General features: G+C 72.5%; 15 protein-coding genes. 4 read left to right on the plus strand and 11 right to left on the minus strand.

Annotated elements, in window-relative coordinates:
• Positions 1-5 precede the first annotated feature (5 nt).
• From BM064_RS23115 to BM064_RS23125, 3 genes are all read right to left on the minus strand, one after another.
• Complete coding sequence (locus BM064_RS23115; protein WP_092864673.1) at positions 6-887, minus strand: ABC transporter permease; 882 nt, start codon at positions 885-887, stop codon at positions 6-8.
• 4 nt (positions 888-891) lie between these two features.
• A complete protein-coding gene (locus BM064_RS23120) occupies positions 892-1650 on the minus strand; it encodes an ABC transporter ATP-binding protein (protein WP_092864737.1) in 759 nt (252 codons plus the stop codon).
• A 91-nt stretch (positions 1651-1741) separates the two neighbouring features.
• A complete protein-coding gene (locus BM064_RS23125) occupies positions 1742-2761 on the minus strand; it encodes an ABC transporter substrate-binding protein (protein ID WP_092864676.1) in 1020 nt (339 codons plus the stop codon).
• Between the two features lie 533 nt (positions 2762-3294).
• On the opposite strand from BM064_RS23125, the gene BM064_RS23130 reads away from it, so the two are divergent.
• From BM064_RS23130 to BM064_RS23145, 4 genes are all read left to right on the plus strand, one after another.
• Complete coding sequence (locus BM064_RS23130; RefSeq protein ID WP_092864679.1) at positions 3295-4188, plus strand: DMT family transporter; 894 nt, start codon at positions 3295-3297, stop codon at positions 4186-4188.
• A gap of 147 nt (positions 4189-4335) precedes the next feature.
• Positions 4336-5586, plus strand: coding sequence for a multidrug effflux MFS transporter (locus BM064_RS23135; RefSeq protein WP_092864682.1), 1251 nt, complete (start codon positions 4336-4338; stop codon positions 5584-5586).
• Positions 5587-5666: 80 nt separating this feature from the next.
• Positions 5667-6428 (plus strand): type I methionyl aminopeptidase, encoded by a 762-nt coding sequence (map, locus tag BM064_RS23140; RefSeq protein WP_092864685.1) that lies wholly within the window; start codon positions 5667-5669, stop codon positions 6426-6428.
• A 168-nt stretch (positions 6429-6596) separates the two neighbouring features.
• Positions 6597-6977: a RidA family protein gene (locus BM064_RS23145; RefSeq protein ID WP_092864688.1), complete on the plus strand. Its 381-nt coding sequence runs from the start codon at positions 6597-6599 to the stop codon at positions 6975-6977.
• A 345-nt stretch (positions 6978-7322) separates the two neighbouring features.
• Here BM064_RS23145 and BM064_RS23150 read toward each other — a convergent pair whose 3' ends face one another.
• From BM064_RS23150 to BM064_RS23185, 8 genes are all read right to left on the minus strand, one after another.
• Complete coding sequence (locus tag BM064_RS23150) at positions 7323-8639, minus strand: acetamidase/formamidase family protein (protein ID WP_092864689.1); 1317 nt, start codon at positions 8637-8639, stop codon at positions 7323-7325.
• Positions 8640-8879: 240 nt separating this feature from the next.
• Positions 8880-9806 carry an electron transfer flavoprotein subunit alpha/FixB family protein gene (locus BM064_RS23155; RefSeq protein WP_092864692.1) on the minus strand — a complete coding sequence of 309 codons (927 nt, stop codon included), beginning with the start codon at positions 9804-9806 and terminating at the stop codon, positions 8880-8882.
• A 1-nt stretch (position 9807) separates the two neighbouring features.
• The gene (locus BM064_RS23160; protein ID WP_092864695.1) at positions 9808-10569 is read right to left on the minus strand and encodes an electron transfer flavoprotein subunit beta/FixA family protein; all 762 of its coding nucleotides are present in this window, start codon (positions 10567-10569) and stop codon (positions 9808-9810) included.
• A 372-nt stretch (positions 10570-10941) separates the two neighbouring features.
• On the minus strand, positions 10942-11526 hold the full coding sequence (locus BM064_RS23165; RefSeq protein ID WP_092864698.1) for a cob(I)yrinic acid a,c-diamide adenosyltransferase: 585 nt from the start codon (positions 11524-11526) through the stop codon (positions 10942-10944).
• 55 nt (positions 11527-11581) lie between these two features.
• Positions 11582-11785 carry a twin transmembrane helix small protein gene (locus BM064_RS23170; RefSeq protein ID WP_092864701.1) on the minus strand — a complete coding sequence of 68 codons (204 nt, stop codon included), beginning with the start codon at positions 11783-11785 and terminating at the stop codon, positions 11582-11584.
• Positions 11786-11869: 84 nt separating this feature from the next.
• Positions 11870-12718: an SDR family NAD(P)-dependent oxidoreductase gene (locus BM064_RS23175; protein ID WP_092864704.1), complete on the minus strand. Its 849-nt coding sequence runs from the start codon at positions 12716-12718 to the stop codon at positions 11870-11872.
• Between the two features lie 35 nt (positions 12719-12753).
• Positions 12754-14853 (minus strand): Ig-like domain-containing protein, encoded by a 2100-nt coding sequence (locus BM064_RS23180; RefSeq protein ID WP_092864707.1) that lies wholly within the window; start codon positions 14851-14853, stop codon positions 12754-12756.
• Between the two features lie 157 nt (positions 14854-15010).
• On the minus strand, positions 15011-15314 hold a 304-nt coding region (locus BM064_RS23185; RefSeq protein WP_143103432.1), incomplete at its 5' end, for an integrase core domain-containing protein.

Here is a 15314-nt window from a genome sequence, read left to right on the forward strand (position 1 = left end):
AGGTCTCAGACCTCCCGTTTGACGGCGCTCTCGTGCCATTTGTGCAGCAGAGCGTGGCTGAGGAAAGACAGCAGGGCGAAGATCAGCACGCCGGTCAGCGCGATCAGGATCAGCGCGGCGAAGGCGAGGTCCGTCTTCAGGCGGTAGTTCGCCTCGAGGATCCGGAAGGCGAGGCCGGAGCCCATGCCCCCGGTGCCGGCCACGAACTCGGCCACCACCGCGCCGATCAGGCTGAGCCCGCCGGCGATGCGCAAACCCCCGAGGAAGTAGGGCAGGGCGGCCGGGATCTGCAGGTAGCGCAGCCGCTGCCAGCGCGTCGCCCCGTAGATCGAGAACAGGTCGCGCAGGTTGTGGTCGGCGGACCTGAGCCCCAGCGTCGAGTTCGACAGGATCGGGAAGAAGGCCACGATCCAGGCCACGATCAGCATCCCCAGCACCTTCTCGGGGATCACGAAGAGCCCGAGGTCCAGGTCGGTGACGTAGATCAGGATCAGCGGCGCCACCGCCACCACCGGCGTCACCTGCAGGATGACGGCGAAGGGGTAGAAGGCCATCTCGGCGAAGCGCGACTGGTTGAACAGCACCGCCAGGCCGACGCCCCCCGCCACCGCCGCCAGCAGCGCCAGGGCCGTGGTCTGGATGGTGATCACCCAGCTGTCGAACAGCGTCGCGGCGTTGGCGACCAGCGCCTCCCCCACCAGCCCGGGGCCGGGGAGGATGTAGTGGGGGATCTCGTTCGCCACCACGGTCCAGTGCCACAGGAACAGCGCCAGCAGGATCACCGCGGCGGGCAGCACCCAGGAGGCGATCTTCTCGACGCGCCGGCGGCGCTGGCGCGCGAGTTCGTCTGCGTCGATCAGGGTGGGGTCGGTGTCGCGGACGGTCATGGTGTCACTCGTGTCCCGCGCCCGCTCCGCCCATCGCCTCGTTGAGGGCTTCCGAGGCGGCGCGGCACTGGGCTGCGTATTCGGCCGAGGTGCGGAAGATCTCGGCGCGGGGATAGGGCTCGTCCACGTTCAGCTCGTGGATCACGCGGCCGGGGCGGGCGGCCATCACCACGATCCGGTCCGACAGGAACACGGATTCGAAGACCGAGTGGGTGACGAAGATCACCGTGCAGTTCAGCTTGGCCCGCATCGCCAGCAGGTCGTTGTTGAGCTTGAAGCGCGTGATCTCGTCGAGCGCCGCGAAGGGCTCGTCCATCAGGATCATCTTGGGCCGGGTGACCATCGCCCGCGCGATCGAGACGCGCATCTTCATGCCGCCCGAGAGCTCGCGCGGATAGGCGCCCTCGAAGCCCTTCAGGCCCACGGTCTCGAGCGCATCCTCGATGTCGGCGCGGCAGCTCGCGAAGCTCTTGCCCCGCAGGCGCATCGGCAGCCAGACGTTCTTGGCGACCGTGGCCCAGGGCATCAGCGTGGGTTCCTGGAAGACCACGCCGAGGTCGGCGTCCGTGCGGCCGCCCCCCGCCCATTCGATGCGTCCGGAGGTGGGGTTCGACAGGCCCGCGATCAGCCGCAGCGCGGTCGACTTGCCGCAGCCCGACGGCCCCAGCAGCGAGATGAAGTCGCCCTGGCGCACGTCCAGCGACATGCCGCGCAGCGCCACCACGTCGCGTCCGAAGACCTTGGTGACGTTGCGCACCGACATCAGCGGCGCCCGCGCGGCGCGCTCGGCGGCGGCGGGGGAGGGCGCGGCCGAAGCCGCGCCCCCGTCTGCGAGGTCCGGGGTCACGCGCGGATCACTCGGTCAGCTTCTTCTTGACGTCGAGCGCCACGCCCGAGTTGGCGAATTCCTCGGTGTAGACCTTCTCCAGGTCCAGCCCGGGCTCGGTCACGCCGGCCTCGACCATCTTGTCGTAGAAGTCCTTCACGGTGGCGCCCTTCACCGCGCCGATGCCGAACTCCAGCGCGTCGCCCGAGTCGACGATCCCGTATTCCTTCATCGCCTCGATCGAGAAGGCGATCTGGTCGTCCGACATGTCCTTGTTGTCGGCCTGGATCAGGGCGTTCGCCGCAGAGGGGTCGCCATAGAGGTAGTTCGCCCAGCCGATGGCCGAGCCCTCGACGAAGCACTTCACCACCTCGGGTGTCTCGTCGATGGTCTTCTGCATCGTCTCGACGGTGGTGGCGTAGGTCGAGAAGCCGGCGTCGGCGATCGACCACACGTCGGGCTTGAAGCCGCCCTCGGTCTCCACCGCGTAGGGCTCGGAGGTGACGTAGCCCTGCTGGCCCGACTTCTCGTCGGCGATGAAGGGCGCGGGGTTGAAGGTGTAGGGCTTCCGCTGCTCGGCCTTGAAGCCGTAGGCGGTGATCATCCACTGGTAGTAGGACTGGAAGCCGTTGTCGCCGATGAACAGCGTCTCGAGGTTCTTGAGGTCCTCGAAGCTCGAGGCGGCGCCGGGATGGGTCAGGATGACCTGCGGCTCCTTCTGGAAGTGGGCGGCCACGACCTTCAGGGGGATGCCCTCGCGCACGGCCGAGAAGGCCTGCAGCAGGTTGCCGCCCATCGAGAAGTCGACCTTGCCCGCCAGCATCAGCGCGCGGTTGTTCACCTGCGGGCCGCCGGGGACGATGGTGACCTTCAGGCCGCAGGCCTCGTAGGTGCCGTCGGCGACGGCCTGATAGTAGCCGCCGTGCTCGGCCTGGGCGACCCAGTTGGTGCCGAAGCTGACCTCGGTCAGCTCCTGGGCGGCGGCGGGCAGGGCGTGGGCTGCGATGGCCGCGGCCGCGGCGGCGGCGAGCGAAAGTCTGGAGGACATGGCGATCTCCCTCGTTGTCCGGCGGGCGCATTGTCGACAAGCCGGCCGGCGGGCGAAAGGGGGATTTCGCGGTTGCGGAAATTTGTCCGGCCCGGCGCCCGGTTTCGCGGCGCCGCGTCGCGGCCGGCGCCTGTCGACTAGGCGAATGCGGAGGCCGGCCGCAAGCCCGTCGTGGCGGAAACGATTCCCGCCCGAATCCTTCGCCGGGCGCCCACCCGCGAACGACCATCCCGGCGCCGGGGGGCCGCCCCGCCGTCCTCGCGCCGTCCTCGCGGCGGCCGCACGCCCGCGCCCGCGCGCCCGCCGCCGCGCCGCGCCCGGACCCGGATCGAGCCCGGCTCCGGTCCCGCCCCTCCGCCGCCGACGGGGTCGGCGGGCGGGCGTCCCGGCCGCGCAGCGGACGGCAGAGCCGTCCCGCCGGCCCGCCCCCGCTTGACCGCGCGCCTGCACGGGCGCAGACGGAGGCCCATGCCCTCCGCCCGTCTCCCCCGCCCCGCCGCCCGTCCCCGCCGCGCCCCGCGGCGCGCCCGCGCATGAGCGCTCCGGCCGCCGCGCCCGCTGGCCTCGCCCGGCGCCTGCGCCTGCTCTCGCTGGGGGCGGCGGCGGCGATCGGCTTCGGCGTCTCCTTCCCGCTCAACCACGTGGCGGTCGAGGCCGCCTCGCCCGTCGCGGTCGCCATGCTGCGCGCCTGGGCGGCGGCGCCGGCGCTGGCGCTGGGCTTCTGGGCGATGGGCGTGCCCTTCCCGCGCGGGCGGCGCGCCTGGGGGGCGAGCCTCCTGCTCGGCGCCTTCTCGACCGCCGTCCCCTTCTTCCTGCTCGCCGCGGGGCAGGCGCTGATCGGGGGCGGGCTCGGCGGCGTGGTCTTCGCCACGATCCCGCTGATCGTGGTGCTCGCGGCGCCCCTGCTGCCGCCCTTCCCCCGGCTCGAGGCGCGCCGTCTGCCCGGCTGCGCCGTGGGTCTCGCGGGCGTGACCCTCGCCACCGGCGGCGGGGGCGAGGGCGCGGCGCTGGGCGTGGCGATGACCTTCGCCGCCGCCGCCTGCCTCGCCGTCGGCTCGATCCTGCTGCAGCGCTTCCCCGATCTCGACCCGCGCAGCCTGACGCTGGGCCAGGTGCTGTGCGGCGCGGCGATGCTGACCCCCGCGGCGCTGCTCTGGCCCGGCGCGTCGCTGGCCCCGGCCTTCGCGCCCCTCCCCCTCGCCGCCATCGCCGCCAACGGGATCCTGTCCACCGCCGCCGCCATGTGCGCCATGTACATGCTGATCCGCGCCGCCGGCCCCGCCTCGGCCGCCACGATCAACTTCTTCACCCCGCTGATCGCCATCGTGGTCTCGGCCCTGGCGCTGGGCGAGGCGCTCTCGCCCCTGCTCCTCGCCGCCTTCGCGCTGGTGGCGCTGGGCGCCTGGATGGTCGCCCGGCGGCGCTGAACCCGCCTTGCGCCCTGCGCGGCGCGCATGGCAGCCTGGCGCCGGCGGCATGCCCGAGCGTCGGAAAACGTCTGGCATCCTGACCCGTCTGCGCTATAATTATAAGGTCTCCATAAGATTTCGACCGCCCAGGACCCCCGAGCTCCCATGCCCGTCTCGACGACCCCCGACCAGGTCGACGCGCCCCGCGTCGTCCAGGCGCCCAAGTTTCCCGAATTCGTGGCGATGATGGCGAGCCTGATGGCGCTGACCGCGCTGTCGATCGACATCATGCTGCCGGCGCTGCCGCTGATCCGCGACTCCTACGGGGTGGTCGACGCGAACGCCCAGCAGCTCGTGATCACGCTCTACATGGTCGGCTTCGGCGTCGGCCAGCTGTTCTACGGCACGCTCTCGGACCGGTTCGGTCGCAAGGTGGTGCTGGGCGCGGGGCTGGCGGTCTACGCCGCCGCCGCGATGATCTGCCTGGTCGCCCCCAGCTTCGAGGTGCTGCTCGCCGCGCGCCTGCTGCAGGGCATGTCCAACGCCGCCCCCCGCGTCGTCGCCGTGGCGGTGGTGCGCGACCTCTACGGCGGCCGGCGCATGGCCGAGGTGATGTCCTTCGTGATGACCGTGTTCATCGTCGTCCCCGCCCTCGCCCCCGCGCTGGGCTCGGCGATCCTGCTCTTCGGCGACTGGCACGAGATCTTCCTGTTCCTCGGCCTGGTGGCGCTCGCCATCCTGTTCTGGACCGGCGTCCGCCTGCCCGAGACCCGCCCGCGCGAGCTGCGCGAGCCGCTCAGCCTGGCCTGGATCGCCGGGGCCTTCGGCCAGATCGTGCGCACCCGGGTCACGCTGGGCTACACGCTCGCCACCGGCGTCGCGTTCGGGGGGATGATGGCCTACATCAACTCCGCCGAGCAGGTGTACAACGAGGTCTACGCGGCCGGCGGCCTGTTCACGCTGCTCTTCGCGCTCGTGGCCCTGGCGATGGCGGGAGCGGCGATCACCAACTCGCGCCTCGTGGCGCGGCTGGGGATGCGCAAGATCGGCCACACCGCCCTGATCGCCTACGCGCTGGTGGGCGGGGTGCACATGGCGCTCGAGATGCTGCCGGGCACGCTGGCGCTGCCGGTGTTCATGGGCATGATGATGCTGCAGCTCTACTGCTTCGGCCTGATCATGCCGAACTTCAACGCCATCTCGATGGAGCCGCAGGGCCGCATCGCGGGCACCGCCTCGTCCTTCGTCGGCGCGGCCACCACCGGCATCGCCGCCTTCCTGGGCTGGCTGGTGGGCCAGTCCTACGACGGCACCGCCTTGCCGCTGGCGGCGGGCTACTTCATCTTCGGCGCGGCCTCGCTGGTCATGGTGCTGATCGTGGAGCGGGGCCGGCTGTGGGGGACCTCCGCGGGCTGAGCCCCGCGGGCCGGGACCGATCTGCCGGGGCCGCCTCCCGCCGGGGGCGGCCCCGCGCCGTTTGAAGAAAGGACGCCGCGATGACCATCACCCAGGCCGCCGAGCTGGAAGGGCTGCGCGAGATCGGCCGCGTCGTCGCCGATGCGCTGCAGGCGATGGGCCGGGCGCTGGAGCCGGGCATGACCACCGCCGAGCTCGACGAGATCGGCCGCGCGTTCCTCGAGCGGGAGGGCGCCGTCTCGGCCCCGCAGAGCAGCTACGGCTTTCCCGGCGCCACCTGCATCAGCGTGAACGAGGAGATCGCCCACGGCATTCCCGGCCCGCGGACCATCGCGCCGGGGGACCTGGTGAACATCGACGTCTCCGCCTCGAAGGACGGCTGGTTCGCCGACACCGGGGCCAGCTTCCAGGCGGGGCCGGCGGCGCCGGCGCTGGCCAGGCTCTGCCGCGACGGGCGGCGGGCGATGGAGCTGGGCGTGGCCCAGGTCGGCGACGACCGCCCGCTGGCCGGCATCGGCAAGGCCATCGGCCGGTTCGCGGCCGAGCGCGGCTACACGCTGATCCGCAACCTCGCGAGCCACGGGGTCGGCCGGTCCCTGCACGAGGCGCCCGAGGCGATCCCCACCTGGCCGACCCGCGGCGACCGCCGCCGGATCCGCAAGGGCATGGTGCTGACGGTGGAGCCGTTCCTCTCCCGCGGCGGCCGCTGGGCGACCGAGGGCGACGACGGCTGGACCCTCTACGCCGAGCCCGCCGCGCCGGTCGTGCAGTTCGAGCACACCGTGGTCGCGACCGAGCGCGGGCCGATGATCCTGACCCTGCCGAGCCGCGCCGCCGCCTGAGGCCGCCCGCCGCCGCCCGGGCCCTGCGCGCGCGCCGGGTCCGCGGCGGCGCCCCGCGCCTCCTGCGCCGGTCGCCGGCGCCTGCGCGGCCGGGCGCCGCGGGCCCTTTCCGCGCCCGCCGGGGCGGGGCATGGTCCGGCGCGACCCATTTGCGACGGAGCTGAGCGCATGGCCTTTCGACGTCACTTTTCCGGCGGCCCCTTCGAGGCGAAGCTCGCCTATTGCCGCGCCCTCGAGGCGGACGGCTGGATCTTCGTCTCCGGCTCGACCGGGACCGATCCCGAGACCGGCGAGATGCCCCACGGCGTGGTCGCCCAGTGCCGCAACACGCTGGGCACGATCGGCCGGGCGCTGGCGGAGTTCGGCGCGGGTTTCGGCGATGTGGTGCGCGTGACCTACATGCTGCCCGACCGCGCGGATTTCGAAGCCTGCTGGCCGGTCCTGCAGGAGGTCTTCGGCGACGCGCCCCCCGCGGCCACGATGATCGAGTGCGGGCTGATCTCGCCCGCCATGAAGATCGAGATCGAGGTCACCGCCAAGGCGCCGTGAGGCCCCGGGCCCGGCGCCCGGACGGGCAGGGTCGGGGGCGGCTCTGCCGGCCGCTGCGCGGCCGGGACGCCCGCCCGCCGACCCCGCCGCCGGCGGGCGTCGCGACGGGGTCGGCGGGCGGGCGATGCGTCCGCGCAGCGGGCGCGAGAGCCGCTCCCGACCCCGGCGCTCCCCCTCTTGCCGCAAGGCGGAATCGCCGCCCATCGCCGGTCGGCCTCCCGCGCCGGCGGCGATCCCCTGCGCCTCGCGGATCGGGCGGCGCGTCGCCCCCCTGAACGAAGGGACCGGGGACCTCGCCCGAAACGCGGGGCCCGGGGGCTCGGCGCTCCGGGCGACGATCCGCCGTCACAGGCCGTACTGCTCGCGCGCGTAGTCGCCCAGGCCGACGGCGTCGAGCCGGGCCAGCGGGGCCAGGAAGGTCACCTGGACGACGCCCGGGGCGCGGCCGATCTCGATCGCCCCGTTGACCGTGGCGCGGTTGCGCACCTCGGCCACCGTCATGCCCAGCAGCTTCGCGGCGCGCGCCAGCCCGTTGTCGATCGCCGCGTTCAGGTTCGCCGCCGTGCCGATCACCGAGATCGGCGCCGTCGGCTCGATCTCCGAGACGCCCCACCGGCCTGCGAGCCGCCGGCCCCTGGCCAGCTCGGCCGCGGTGAAGGGTCGGGCCAGCGGCGGCAGGTCCTCCTCCAGCGGGAACAGCACCGGCCCGTCGAGCGGGTAGTTCTTCACCACCTCGACCTGGAGCGTCACGCTGCCGGCCACGTCCATGGTGTGGCCGGCGATCTCTCCATCGCCCTGGCCGGCATGCATGTCGCCCATGTAGACGCCCGCGCCCTTCACCTTGACCGGGCAGATCAGGATCGCCCCGGCGCGCACGGCGTCGATGTCGAGATGGCCGTCGGTCTTGTGCTCGGCGAGCTGCTCCTCGGTTATCGCATAGGCGTGCGGCGCGCCGACCAGGAAAGCGCCGAAATCGCCGGCGTTGTGGCTGTCGGGCATGGCCATCGAGGGGCAGGTCCCGAGCTGGCCCATGAACGGCCGCATCCGCACCAGCGTGCCGGGCATGTCCGAGGGCGCGTAGGTGAGGATCGAGTGCTGGCGGCTTCCGTCGGGCAGGGCGGCGTAGTGGTTCGCGTCGCGGGCGATGGTCTCGGCCGAGGCGGCGGGCAGGGTCAGGCCGACGCTGCGCGTGTCGTCGAAGGCGACCGTGTAGCCGTGGACGATCTCGAAGGGTTTGACCGCGTTTCCGCATCCGTCGCATTTCACGGCGTCCTGGCCGATGCCCTCGACATGGGTCTCGGGCCAGACGGCGTCGCAGACCGGGCAGCGCGCGGCGACATAGGGGTCGCCGAGGCAGAACCCCTCCGGCGAGCTGTCGTGACCCGAGGCGGTGGCGGTCGAGGTCACGGTGATGTCGCGGATGCGGATGGCGATGCCGTCGCCCACCTCGGCGCCGGCGACCCGGACGGGCGTCGTGACCTCGTGGCCGCCGCGCAGGCGCGGGGTGATCATCGGCCCCCAGCAGCCCGGCGCGGTGTTGGCGATGATCGTGCCGCCGTCCTCGACCGGGCCCAGCATCGGCGCGTCCGGGTCGAGGACGCTGTTGGTGAACTCCGACACGACGATGCTGCGCCGGGACGCGGCGGGGCTTCCATCTGGCATCACAGGCTCCGATCAGCTTCGAATATGCAGGATCGAGCCTAGGCGGATGCCCCGGAAATGCAAGCGCGCCGAGATAGATAGCCCCCTGCCGTCGCAGGCGCTCTGGACCGGCGATCTCCGGCGAGGCGGGAGGGGGGGGGCGGCGGCCGGGCGCGGGGTCGGGCGGCGCCGCCCGGGGCTGGCCCCATGCAAAAGGGCCGCCCCGGGGGGCGGCCCTCGTCGTCTCGATCCGCGGGGGGATCAGAGCTTGCCTTCGAGCTCCGGCAGCACGTCGAACAGGTCCGCGACCAGGCCGTAGTCGGCGACCTGGAAGATCGGCGCCTCCTCGTCCTTGTTGATGGCCACGATGACCTTGGAGTCCTTCATGCCCGCCAGGTGCTGGATCGCGCCCGAGATGCCGACGGCGATGTAGAGCTCCGGCGCCACGACCTTGCCGGTCTGGCCGACCTGCCAGTCGTTGGGCGCGTAGCCCGAGTCGACCGCCGCGCGCGAGGCGCCGACCGCGGCGCCCAGCTTGTCGGCGACCTTCTCGATGATCGCGAAGTTCTCCTTCGAGCCGATGGCCCGGCCGCCGGAGATGATCCGCTTGGCCGAGGTCAGCTCGGGACGGTCGCTCGCGGCGATCTTGTCCTCGACCCACTCGGAGACGCCGGGGTTCTCGGCGGCGCCGATCTCCTCGACGGAAGCCGAGCCGCCCTCGCCCGCCGCCTCGAAGTTGGCGGTGCGCACCGTCAGGACCTTCTTGGCGTCCGAGGACTTGACGGTCTGCATGGCGTTGCCGGCGTAGACGGGACGCACGAACTCGTCCGCGCCCTTCACCTCGGCGACGTCGGAGATGACCATCACGTCCAGCAGGGCCGCCACGCGGGGCAGCAGGTTCTTGCCGGCCATGGTGGCGGGGGCGACGATGTGCTCGTAGTCGCCGGCGAGCGACACGACCAGCGCCGCGGTCGGCTCGGCCAGGTTGTGGCCGAACATCGGATCCTCGGCGCAGAGCACCTTGGCGACGCCGTCGAGCTTGGCGGCGGCCTCGGCCGGGCCCTTGGCATGCTCGCCCGCGACCAGGATCGTGACGTCGCCCAGCTGCTTGGCGGCGCTCAGGGCCTTGGCGGTGGCGTCGGTGGCGAGCTCGCCCGCCAGCGTCTCGGCGATCAGCAGAACGGCCATGTTACAGCACCCCCGCTTCGTTCTTGAGCTTGGAGATCAGCTCGTCGACCGACTCGACCTTGACGCCGGCCTTGCGGGCGGGCGGCTCGGTGGTGGCGACGATGGTCAGCCGGGGCGCGACGTCGACGCCGTAGTCGGCGGCGGTCTTCGCATCCAGCGGCTTCTTCTTCGCCTTCATGATGTTGGGCAGCGAGGCGTAGCGCGGCTCGTTCAGGCGCAGGTCCGCGGTGATGATGGCGGGCATCTTCACCTTCAGGGTCTGCATGCCGCCGTCGATCTCGCGGGTGACCTTGGCCACGTCGCCCTCGATCTCGATCTCGGCGGCGTTGGTGGCCTGGCCCCAGCCCAGCAGCGCCGCCAGCATCTGGCCGGTGGCGTTCATGTCGTTGTCGATCGCCTGCTTGCCGGCGATGACCAGGCCGGGCTGCTCCTCGTCGATCACGGCCTTCAGGAGCTTGGCGACGGCCAGCGGCTCGATGTCGGTGTGAACGTCGTCGGCGGCCTCGATCAGGATGGCGCGGTCGGCGCCCATCGCGAGCGCGGTGCGCAGCGTCTCCTGGGCCTGCTTGACGCCGATCGAGACCACCACGATCTCCTCGGCCGCGCCCTTCTCCTTCAGCCGGATCGCCTCTTCCACGGCGATTTCGTCGAAGGGATTCATCGACATCTTGACGTTCGCGAGATCGACGCCCGATCCGTCCGCCTTCACGCGGGCCTTCACGTTGTAGTCGATCACGCGCTTGACGGGCACGAGCACCTTCATCGCGCGCTTCTCCTCCAGTTTCTCGGCGCGCGGGGGGCGCGCGCCGGTCCTTCCGACGCGCCGAGCGCGCGCCGATCGTTCCTTCGGGCTCTACACCGCCTGCCGGCCGGATGGTAGGCCCGTCGTCGAGTCCACGGCCGCCAGGCGGCCCGGGGCGGCGCGTCGGCGCCGGCGGTCCCCGGAGCTCCCCCCTCGCGGGGGGAAGGGGCGGCCGACGCGGACGCGCACGTCAACTGCGCGCCGCGAGGTAGCATCCGCCCCGGTATCTCGCAAAGGGCGCAGGGTCGCACAAGCGTCCCCACCGCCCTTTGCGCAAGAATCTTGCGCGGCGCTTTCGCGCAGCGCCGGTCGCCGCCGGTCAGGCCGCCGCGCTCAGCGGTTCGCCCCCGGGACCCAAAGAACATCGCCCGCGCCGCCGCGGTTGGCCGCGCGCGACGCCACGAAGAACCAGTCCGACAGGCGGTTGAGATAGACCACCGCGGGCAGGTTGACCGCCTCGACCTCCGCCAGCCGCGCCGCCAGCCTCTCGGCCCGGCGCGAGACCGTCCGGCACAGGTGCAGATGCGCCGCCAGCGGCGAGCCGCCGGGCAGCACGAAGCTGCGCAGGGGCTCGAGATCGGCGTTCATCGCGTCGATCTCCGCCTCCAGCCGGTCGACCTGGCTCTGCTCCATGCGCAGCACCGGGTATTTCGCCTCGGCGTCCTTGGCAGGCTCCGGCCGGCAGAGATCGGCGCCGAGATCGAAGAGGTCGTTCTGGATGCGGGCCAGCGCCGCGTCCATCTCGCCGCCCAGGACGCCCTCGGCATGAAGCCGCGCGAGGCCGACCGTGGCGTTGGTCTCGTCGACGGTTCCGTAGGCCTCGACCCTGAGGTCGTGCTTGGGCCGGCGGCTGCCGTCGCCCAGCGCGGTCGTGCCCTTGTCGCCGGTGCGCGTGTAGATCTTGTTCAGCACCACCATCGGCCGTGCATCCCCCCTCGGTTCCGATTCTCTCGCCTCGCGCCGGGCGCGCCGCTCAGTTGCCCGAGCGCAGCGCGGCCACGGCCACCAGGATCAGCACCACCGCGATGGCCTGCGCCAGCAGGCGGAGCTGCATGATCTTGTTGGCGTACTTGCGGTTGAAGTCTCCGCCCCTGGCGAAGCTGCTGACGCCGAACAGCAGGATGCCCAGCACCGCCAGGCAGGCGATCAGCGCGATCCATAGAAGAGCTTGACCCATGATCGGTCCTCCTTCGTCCGGCCAATACCTAATGCAAGCGCCGGCCGGCGCCACCGCGCCGCGTGGACGCGTCGCGACCGGCGGTCAGTGATCGCCGCGGAACAGCCGGTCCTGAAGCCGGGTCGGCGCCAGTCTGGCGAGCGCCGCGACCCAGGTCGGCGCGGTCACGAAATAGCGCGCGCGGGGCCGCGCGCTTTCCAGCGCATGGATCGCCCGGGCGGTCACCGCCTCGGGGCCGAGCTCGAAGCGGGCCGAGGTCCGGCTCTCCTCCGCCTCCAGCCGGGGCAGGATCTTCTCCTCCCAGGCGCGGCTCCAGGCCGAGCCCTCGCGCGCCGCCCACCGCCGGGAGGCGATCAGCGAGTTGCGCCGGAAGGCCGAGCGGATCGGACCCGGCTCGATCAGCACGACGCGGCAGCCGGGGGCGGGGGATTCGGGGCCCTCCAGCTCCCGGCGCAGGGCGTCGGACCAGCCCTCCAGCGCGAACTTGGTGGCGTTGTAGGCGCCGCGGTAGCGCAGCGACAGGAACCCCAGCACGGAGGAGACGTTGACCACCCGCCCCCGGCTCTCGCGCAGGGCGGGCAGCAGGCGGCGGGTCAGGTCGTGCCAGCCGATCAGGTTGGTCTCGAAGATCTCGCGCATCCCCTCGCGCGGGATGTCCTCCAGCGGCGCGGGGATCGCGAAGGCGCCGTTGTTGACCAGCGCGTCGAGCCGGCCGCCGGTCCGGGCCAGGGTCTCCTCGGCCGCGCGGGCCACGCTCTCGGGGTCGGCGTAGTCGAGGACCAGCGTCTCCAGCCCCTCCGCCGCCAGCCGCTCGGCGTCCTCGGGCCTGCGGCAGGCGGCGAGCACCCGCCAGCCGCGCGCCCCCAGCGTGCGCGCCATGTCCAGCCCGATGCCGCTGGAGCATCCCGTGATCAGCACCGTGCGAGACGTCATGCGGTCTTTTTCCGGGCGGGGGGACGGGATGGGGGTCAGGAGAACAGGTCCCAGCCCGCCAGTTCCGCCGCCGAGACGTCGAGCAGTCGGATCGAGACGCCTTGTCCCACGATCAGCGCGTCGGCGCCGTCGTCGACGACGGCCAGACCCGCGTCCGGGTCGAAGCCGCGCAGGGCCAGCACGTCGCGGGCGGGGTCGAAGTCCACGAGCACGTCGGCGCCGTCGCCGGGCCGGAACAGGAAGCGGTCGCCCCCGCCGCCGCCCGCAAGCCGGTCGTCGCCCGCGCCGCCCACCAGCTTGTCGCGCCCGAGACCGCCGCGCAGGACGTCGTCGCCTTCGCCGCCGTCGAGCCGGTCGCTTCCCCCGCCGCCGCGCAGCGCGTCGTCGTCGGCGCCGCCCTTGAGCAGGTCGCGTTGGCCGCCGCCGAACAGGCGGTCGTCGCCGACGCGCCCCAGCAGCACGTCGTCGCCCCGGCCGCCGTAGATCAGGTCGTCCGCCGCCGTTCCCGCCAGCCGCTGCGAACCGCCGCCGCCGCGCACCGCCGCGGGCGGGCCGCTCAGCGTCAGGGTCGCCCGGCCGGTGTCGAGGGCCGTCTCCGGGTCCGCGAGCACATAGCTGAAAGAGACCTCGACCGTCTCGCCGCGGCCCACGCCCTCGACCGACGAGAGGTCCCATTCCACGAGGCCGCGCCAGTCCACCTGCACCACGACGCCATGCGCGAGCGTCACGACGGCGCGGCCGAACGCGTTGATCGGCGTGCCGTCGATGTTGGCGACGCGCAGCGCGTCGCCGTCGGGGTCCCGGTCCGGACCCGCGCCGTTGTCGGCCAGAAGGTCGCCCGAGACATGCCCCCCGACCGCGCCGGCGAAGACGTCGTCGGCCGCGACCGGCGCGCGGTTGGTCGAGGCGACGTCTACGATCACCTGCTGCACGCTCTCCCCGCCCTGGCCGGCGACGACGTAGTCGAAGCTCGCCTCGCCGTGGAAGCCGGGCAGGGGGGCGAAGCGCACCTCGCCCCCCGCGGTCAGCGCCACGGTCCCGCCCACGGCGTCGCGCACCGCGACCAGCGTCAGCGGCCCGCCCAGCGGGTCGACGTCGCCCTCCAGCAGCTCGGCCGCGGCGATGCGCAGGGTCGGGCCGCCCTCGACCGCCTCGAAGCGCTCGGCATCGGTCACCGGCACGCCGGAGAGCGAGATCTCGCCGTCCTTGAAGCGCAGCAGCTCCACGCCCTCGGTTTCGACCCAGGCGTAGGAGATGCGGAAGAAGTCGGAGACGTTCCAGCTGATCCGCGCGGCGCCCACGCCCAGGATCTCGATGCTGTATTCGTCCATAGAGCGGGAGCCGTAGTCGACCACGTCGCGGCCGGCGCCGCCGTCCACCACCTGCTGGCCGTAGCCCGCGGCGATCACGTCGTCGCCTTCGCCGCCGTAGATCCGCGTGTCCCAGCCCTGCGCGTCGATGCGGTCGTCGCCCTCGCCGCCCCAGATGCGGTGCTGGCCCTCGCCGGATTCGAGGCGGACGTTGTCGTTCCCCCCGCCGCCGTAGAAGATCAGGTCGGTGGCGTCGCCGCGGTTCTCCCAGATCGAGTCGCGCGCGTCCGTCCCCACGAACGTCACCGTCGCGCCGGAGATGGACAGCCCTTCGAAGTCGCGGATCTCGCCCGGGAACCGCTCCGCCAGCAGCACGTCGCCGTCGGCGAAACGCACGATCTCGATGCCGGCCATGTTGAGAAAGGCCGAGCCGTCCGCGTGCTGGATGCCGTCGGTGCGCAGCCGGTAGTCGGCCGCGTCGCCCTCCAGCGCCAGGACGTCGACCCCGTCGCCGCCCACGATCAGGCCCGAGAAGCGCTCGGCCACCTCGAAGAGATCGTCGCCCTCGCCCCCGAAAGCGGCGGCGCGGGTCAAGTCGGGCAGCGCGAAGCGGTCGGCGCCGCCGTCGCCGTAGAGGTTCTCGAATCCGCCGGGCGAACCGGAGATGCGGTCGTCGCCCTCGCCGCCCCAGATGGCGCCGCCGGTCCCGGGCGAGGACAGCTCGTCGTTCCCGCCGCCCCCGAACACCGCGTCGTAGGGGCCGTCGCCGGCCAGGGTGTCGTCGCCCTCGCTCCCGAAAATCTCGCGATTCGCACCGTCGACCATGATGTCGTCCTCTGGGGCGGCGTCCGCGCCGGGAGCGCCGCGGCCCCGTAAGGGGTTTGGAAATGGAAGTTGCTCTCTTCTTAATAGGTACAATGAGACTCTAAAATGACCGACAGAGTGAACGGCCCCTGGAGTGCGCCCCTTCGGGCGGACCGGCTCAGGCGGCGGTTTTGACAGAGGCGCGGGCGTTGCGTTCCTCGAATTCGACGGGGCTGAGATACCCCAAGGCTGAGTGGAGGCGCCGCCGGTTGTAGGCTTCGATGAACCTCGGCACGCCGGCGGCGACGTCCTCGAAGGTCTCGTATTCCATCAGATAGGCGTCCTCCACCTTCAGAGTCTTCATGAAACTCTCGGCCTGCGGGTTGTCGTAAGGGTTTCCGCGCCGGCTCATGGAGCCGACGAAGCCGTGCTCGGCGAGAAGGTCGCGATGCGCCCCAGCGGCGTATTGCGAGCCGCGATCC

The organism is Albimonas pacifica (genome assembly GCF_900113695.1).
Lineage (GTDB): Bacteria > Pseudomonadota > Alphaproteobacteria > Rhodobacterales > Rhodobacteraceae > Albimonas > Albimonas pacifica.

Coding starts and splice junctions, on each gene's coding strand:
- BM064_RS23160 (WP_092864695.1), bottom strand. CDS start 10,569: ATGAAGGTGCTCGTGCCCGTCAAGCGCGTGATCGACTACAACGTGAAG.
- BM064_RS23180 (WP_092864707.1), bottom strand. CDS start 14,853: ATGGTCGACGGTGCGAATCGCGAGATTTTCGGGAGCGAGGGCGACGAC.
- BM064_RS23150 (WP_092864689.1), bottom strand. CDS start 8,639: ATGCCAGATGGAAGCCCCGCCGCGTCCCGGCGCAGCATCGTCGTGTCG.
- BM064_RS23165 (WP_092864698.1), bottom strand. CDS start 11,526: ATGGTGGTGCTGAACAAGATCTACACGCGCACCGGCGACAAGGGCACG.
- BM064_RS23155 (WP_092864692.1), bottom strand. CDS start 9,806: ATGGCCGTTCTGCTGATCGCCGAGACGCTGGCGGGCGAGCTCGCCACC.
- BM064_RS23115 (WP_092864673.1), bottom strand. CDS start 887: ATGACCGTCCGCGACACCGACCCCACCCTGATCGACGCAGACGAACTC.
- BM064_RS23125 (WP_092864676.1), bottom strand. CDS start 2,761: ATGTCCTCCAGACTTTCGCTCGCCGCCGCCGCGGCCGCGGCCATCGCA.
- BM064_RS23135 (WP_092864682.1), top strand. CDS start 4,336: ATGCCCGTCTCGACGACCCCCGACCAGGTCGACGCGCCCCGCGTCGTC.
- BM064_RS23120 (WP_092864737.1), bottom strand. CDS start 1,650: ATGTCGGTGCGCAACGTCACCAAGGTCTTCGGACGCGACGTGGTGGCG.
- BM064_RS23130 (WP_092864679.1), top strand. CDS start 3,295: ATGAGCGCTCCGGCCGCCGCGCCCGCTGGCCTCGCCCGGCGCCTGCGC.
- BM064_RS23170 (WP_092864701.1), bottom strand. CDS start 11,785: ATGGGTCAAGCTCTTCTATGGATCGCGCTGATCGCCTGCCTGGCGGTG.
- BM064_RS23145 (WP_092864688.1), top strand. CDS start 6,597: ATGGCCTTTCGACGTCACTTTTCCGGCGGCCCCTTCGAGGCGAAGCTC.
- map (WP_092864685.1), top strand. CDS start 5,667: ATGACCATCACCCAGGCCGCCGAGCTGGAAGGGCTGCGCGAGATCGGC.
- BM064_RS23175 (WP_092864704.1), bottom strand. CDS start 12,718: ATGACGTCTCGCACGGTGCTGATCACGGGATGCTCCAGCGGCATCGGG.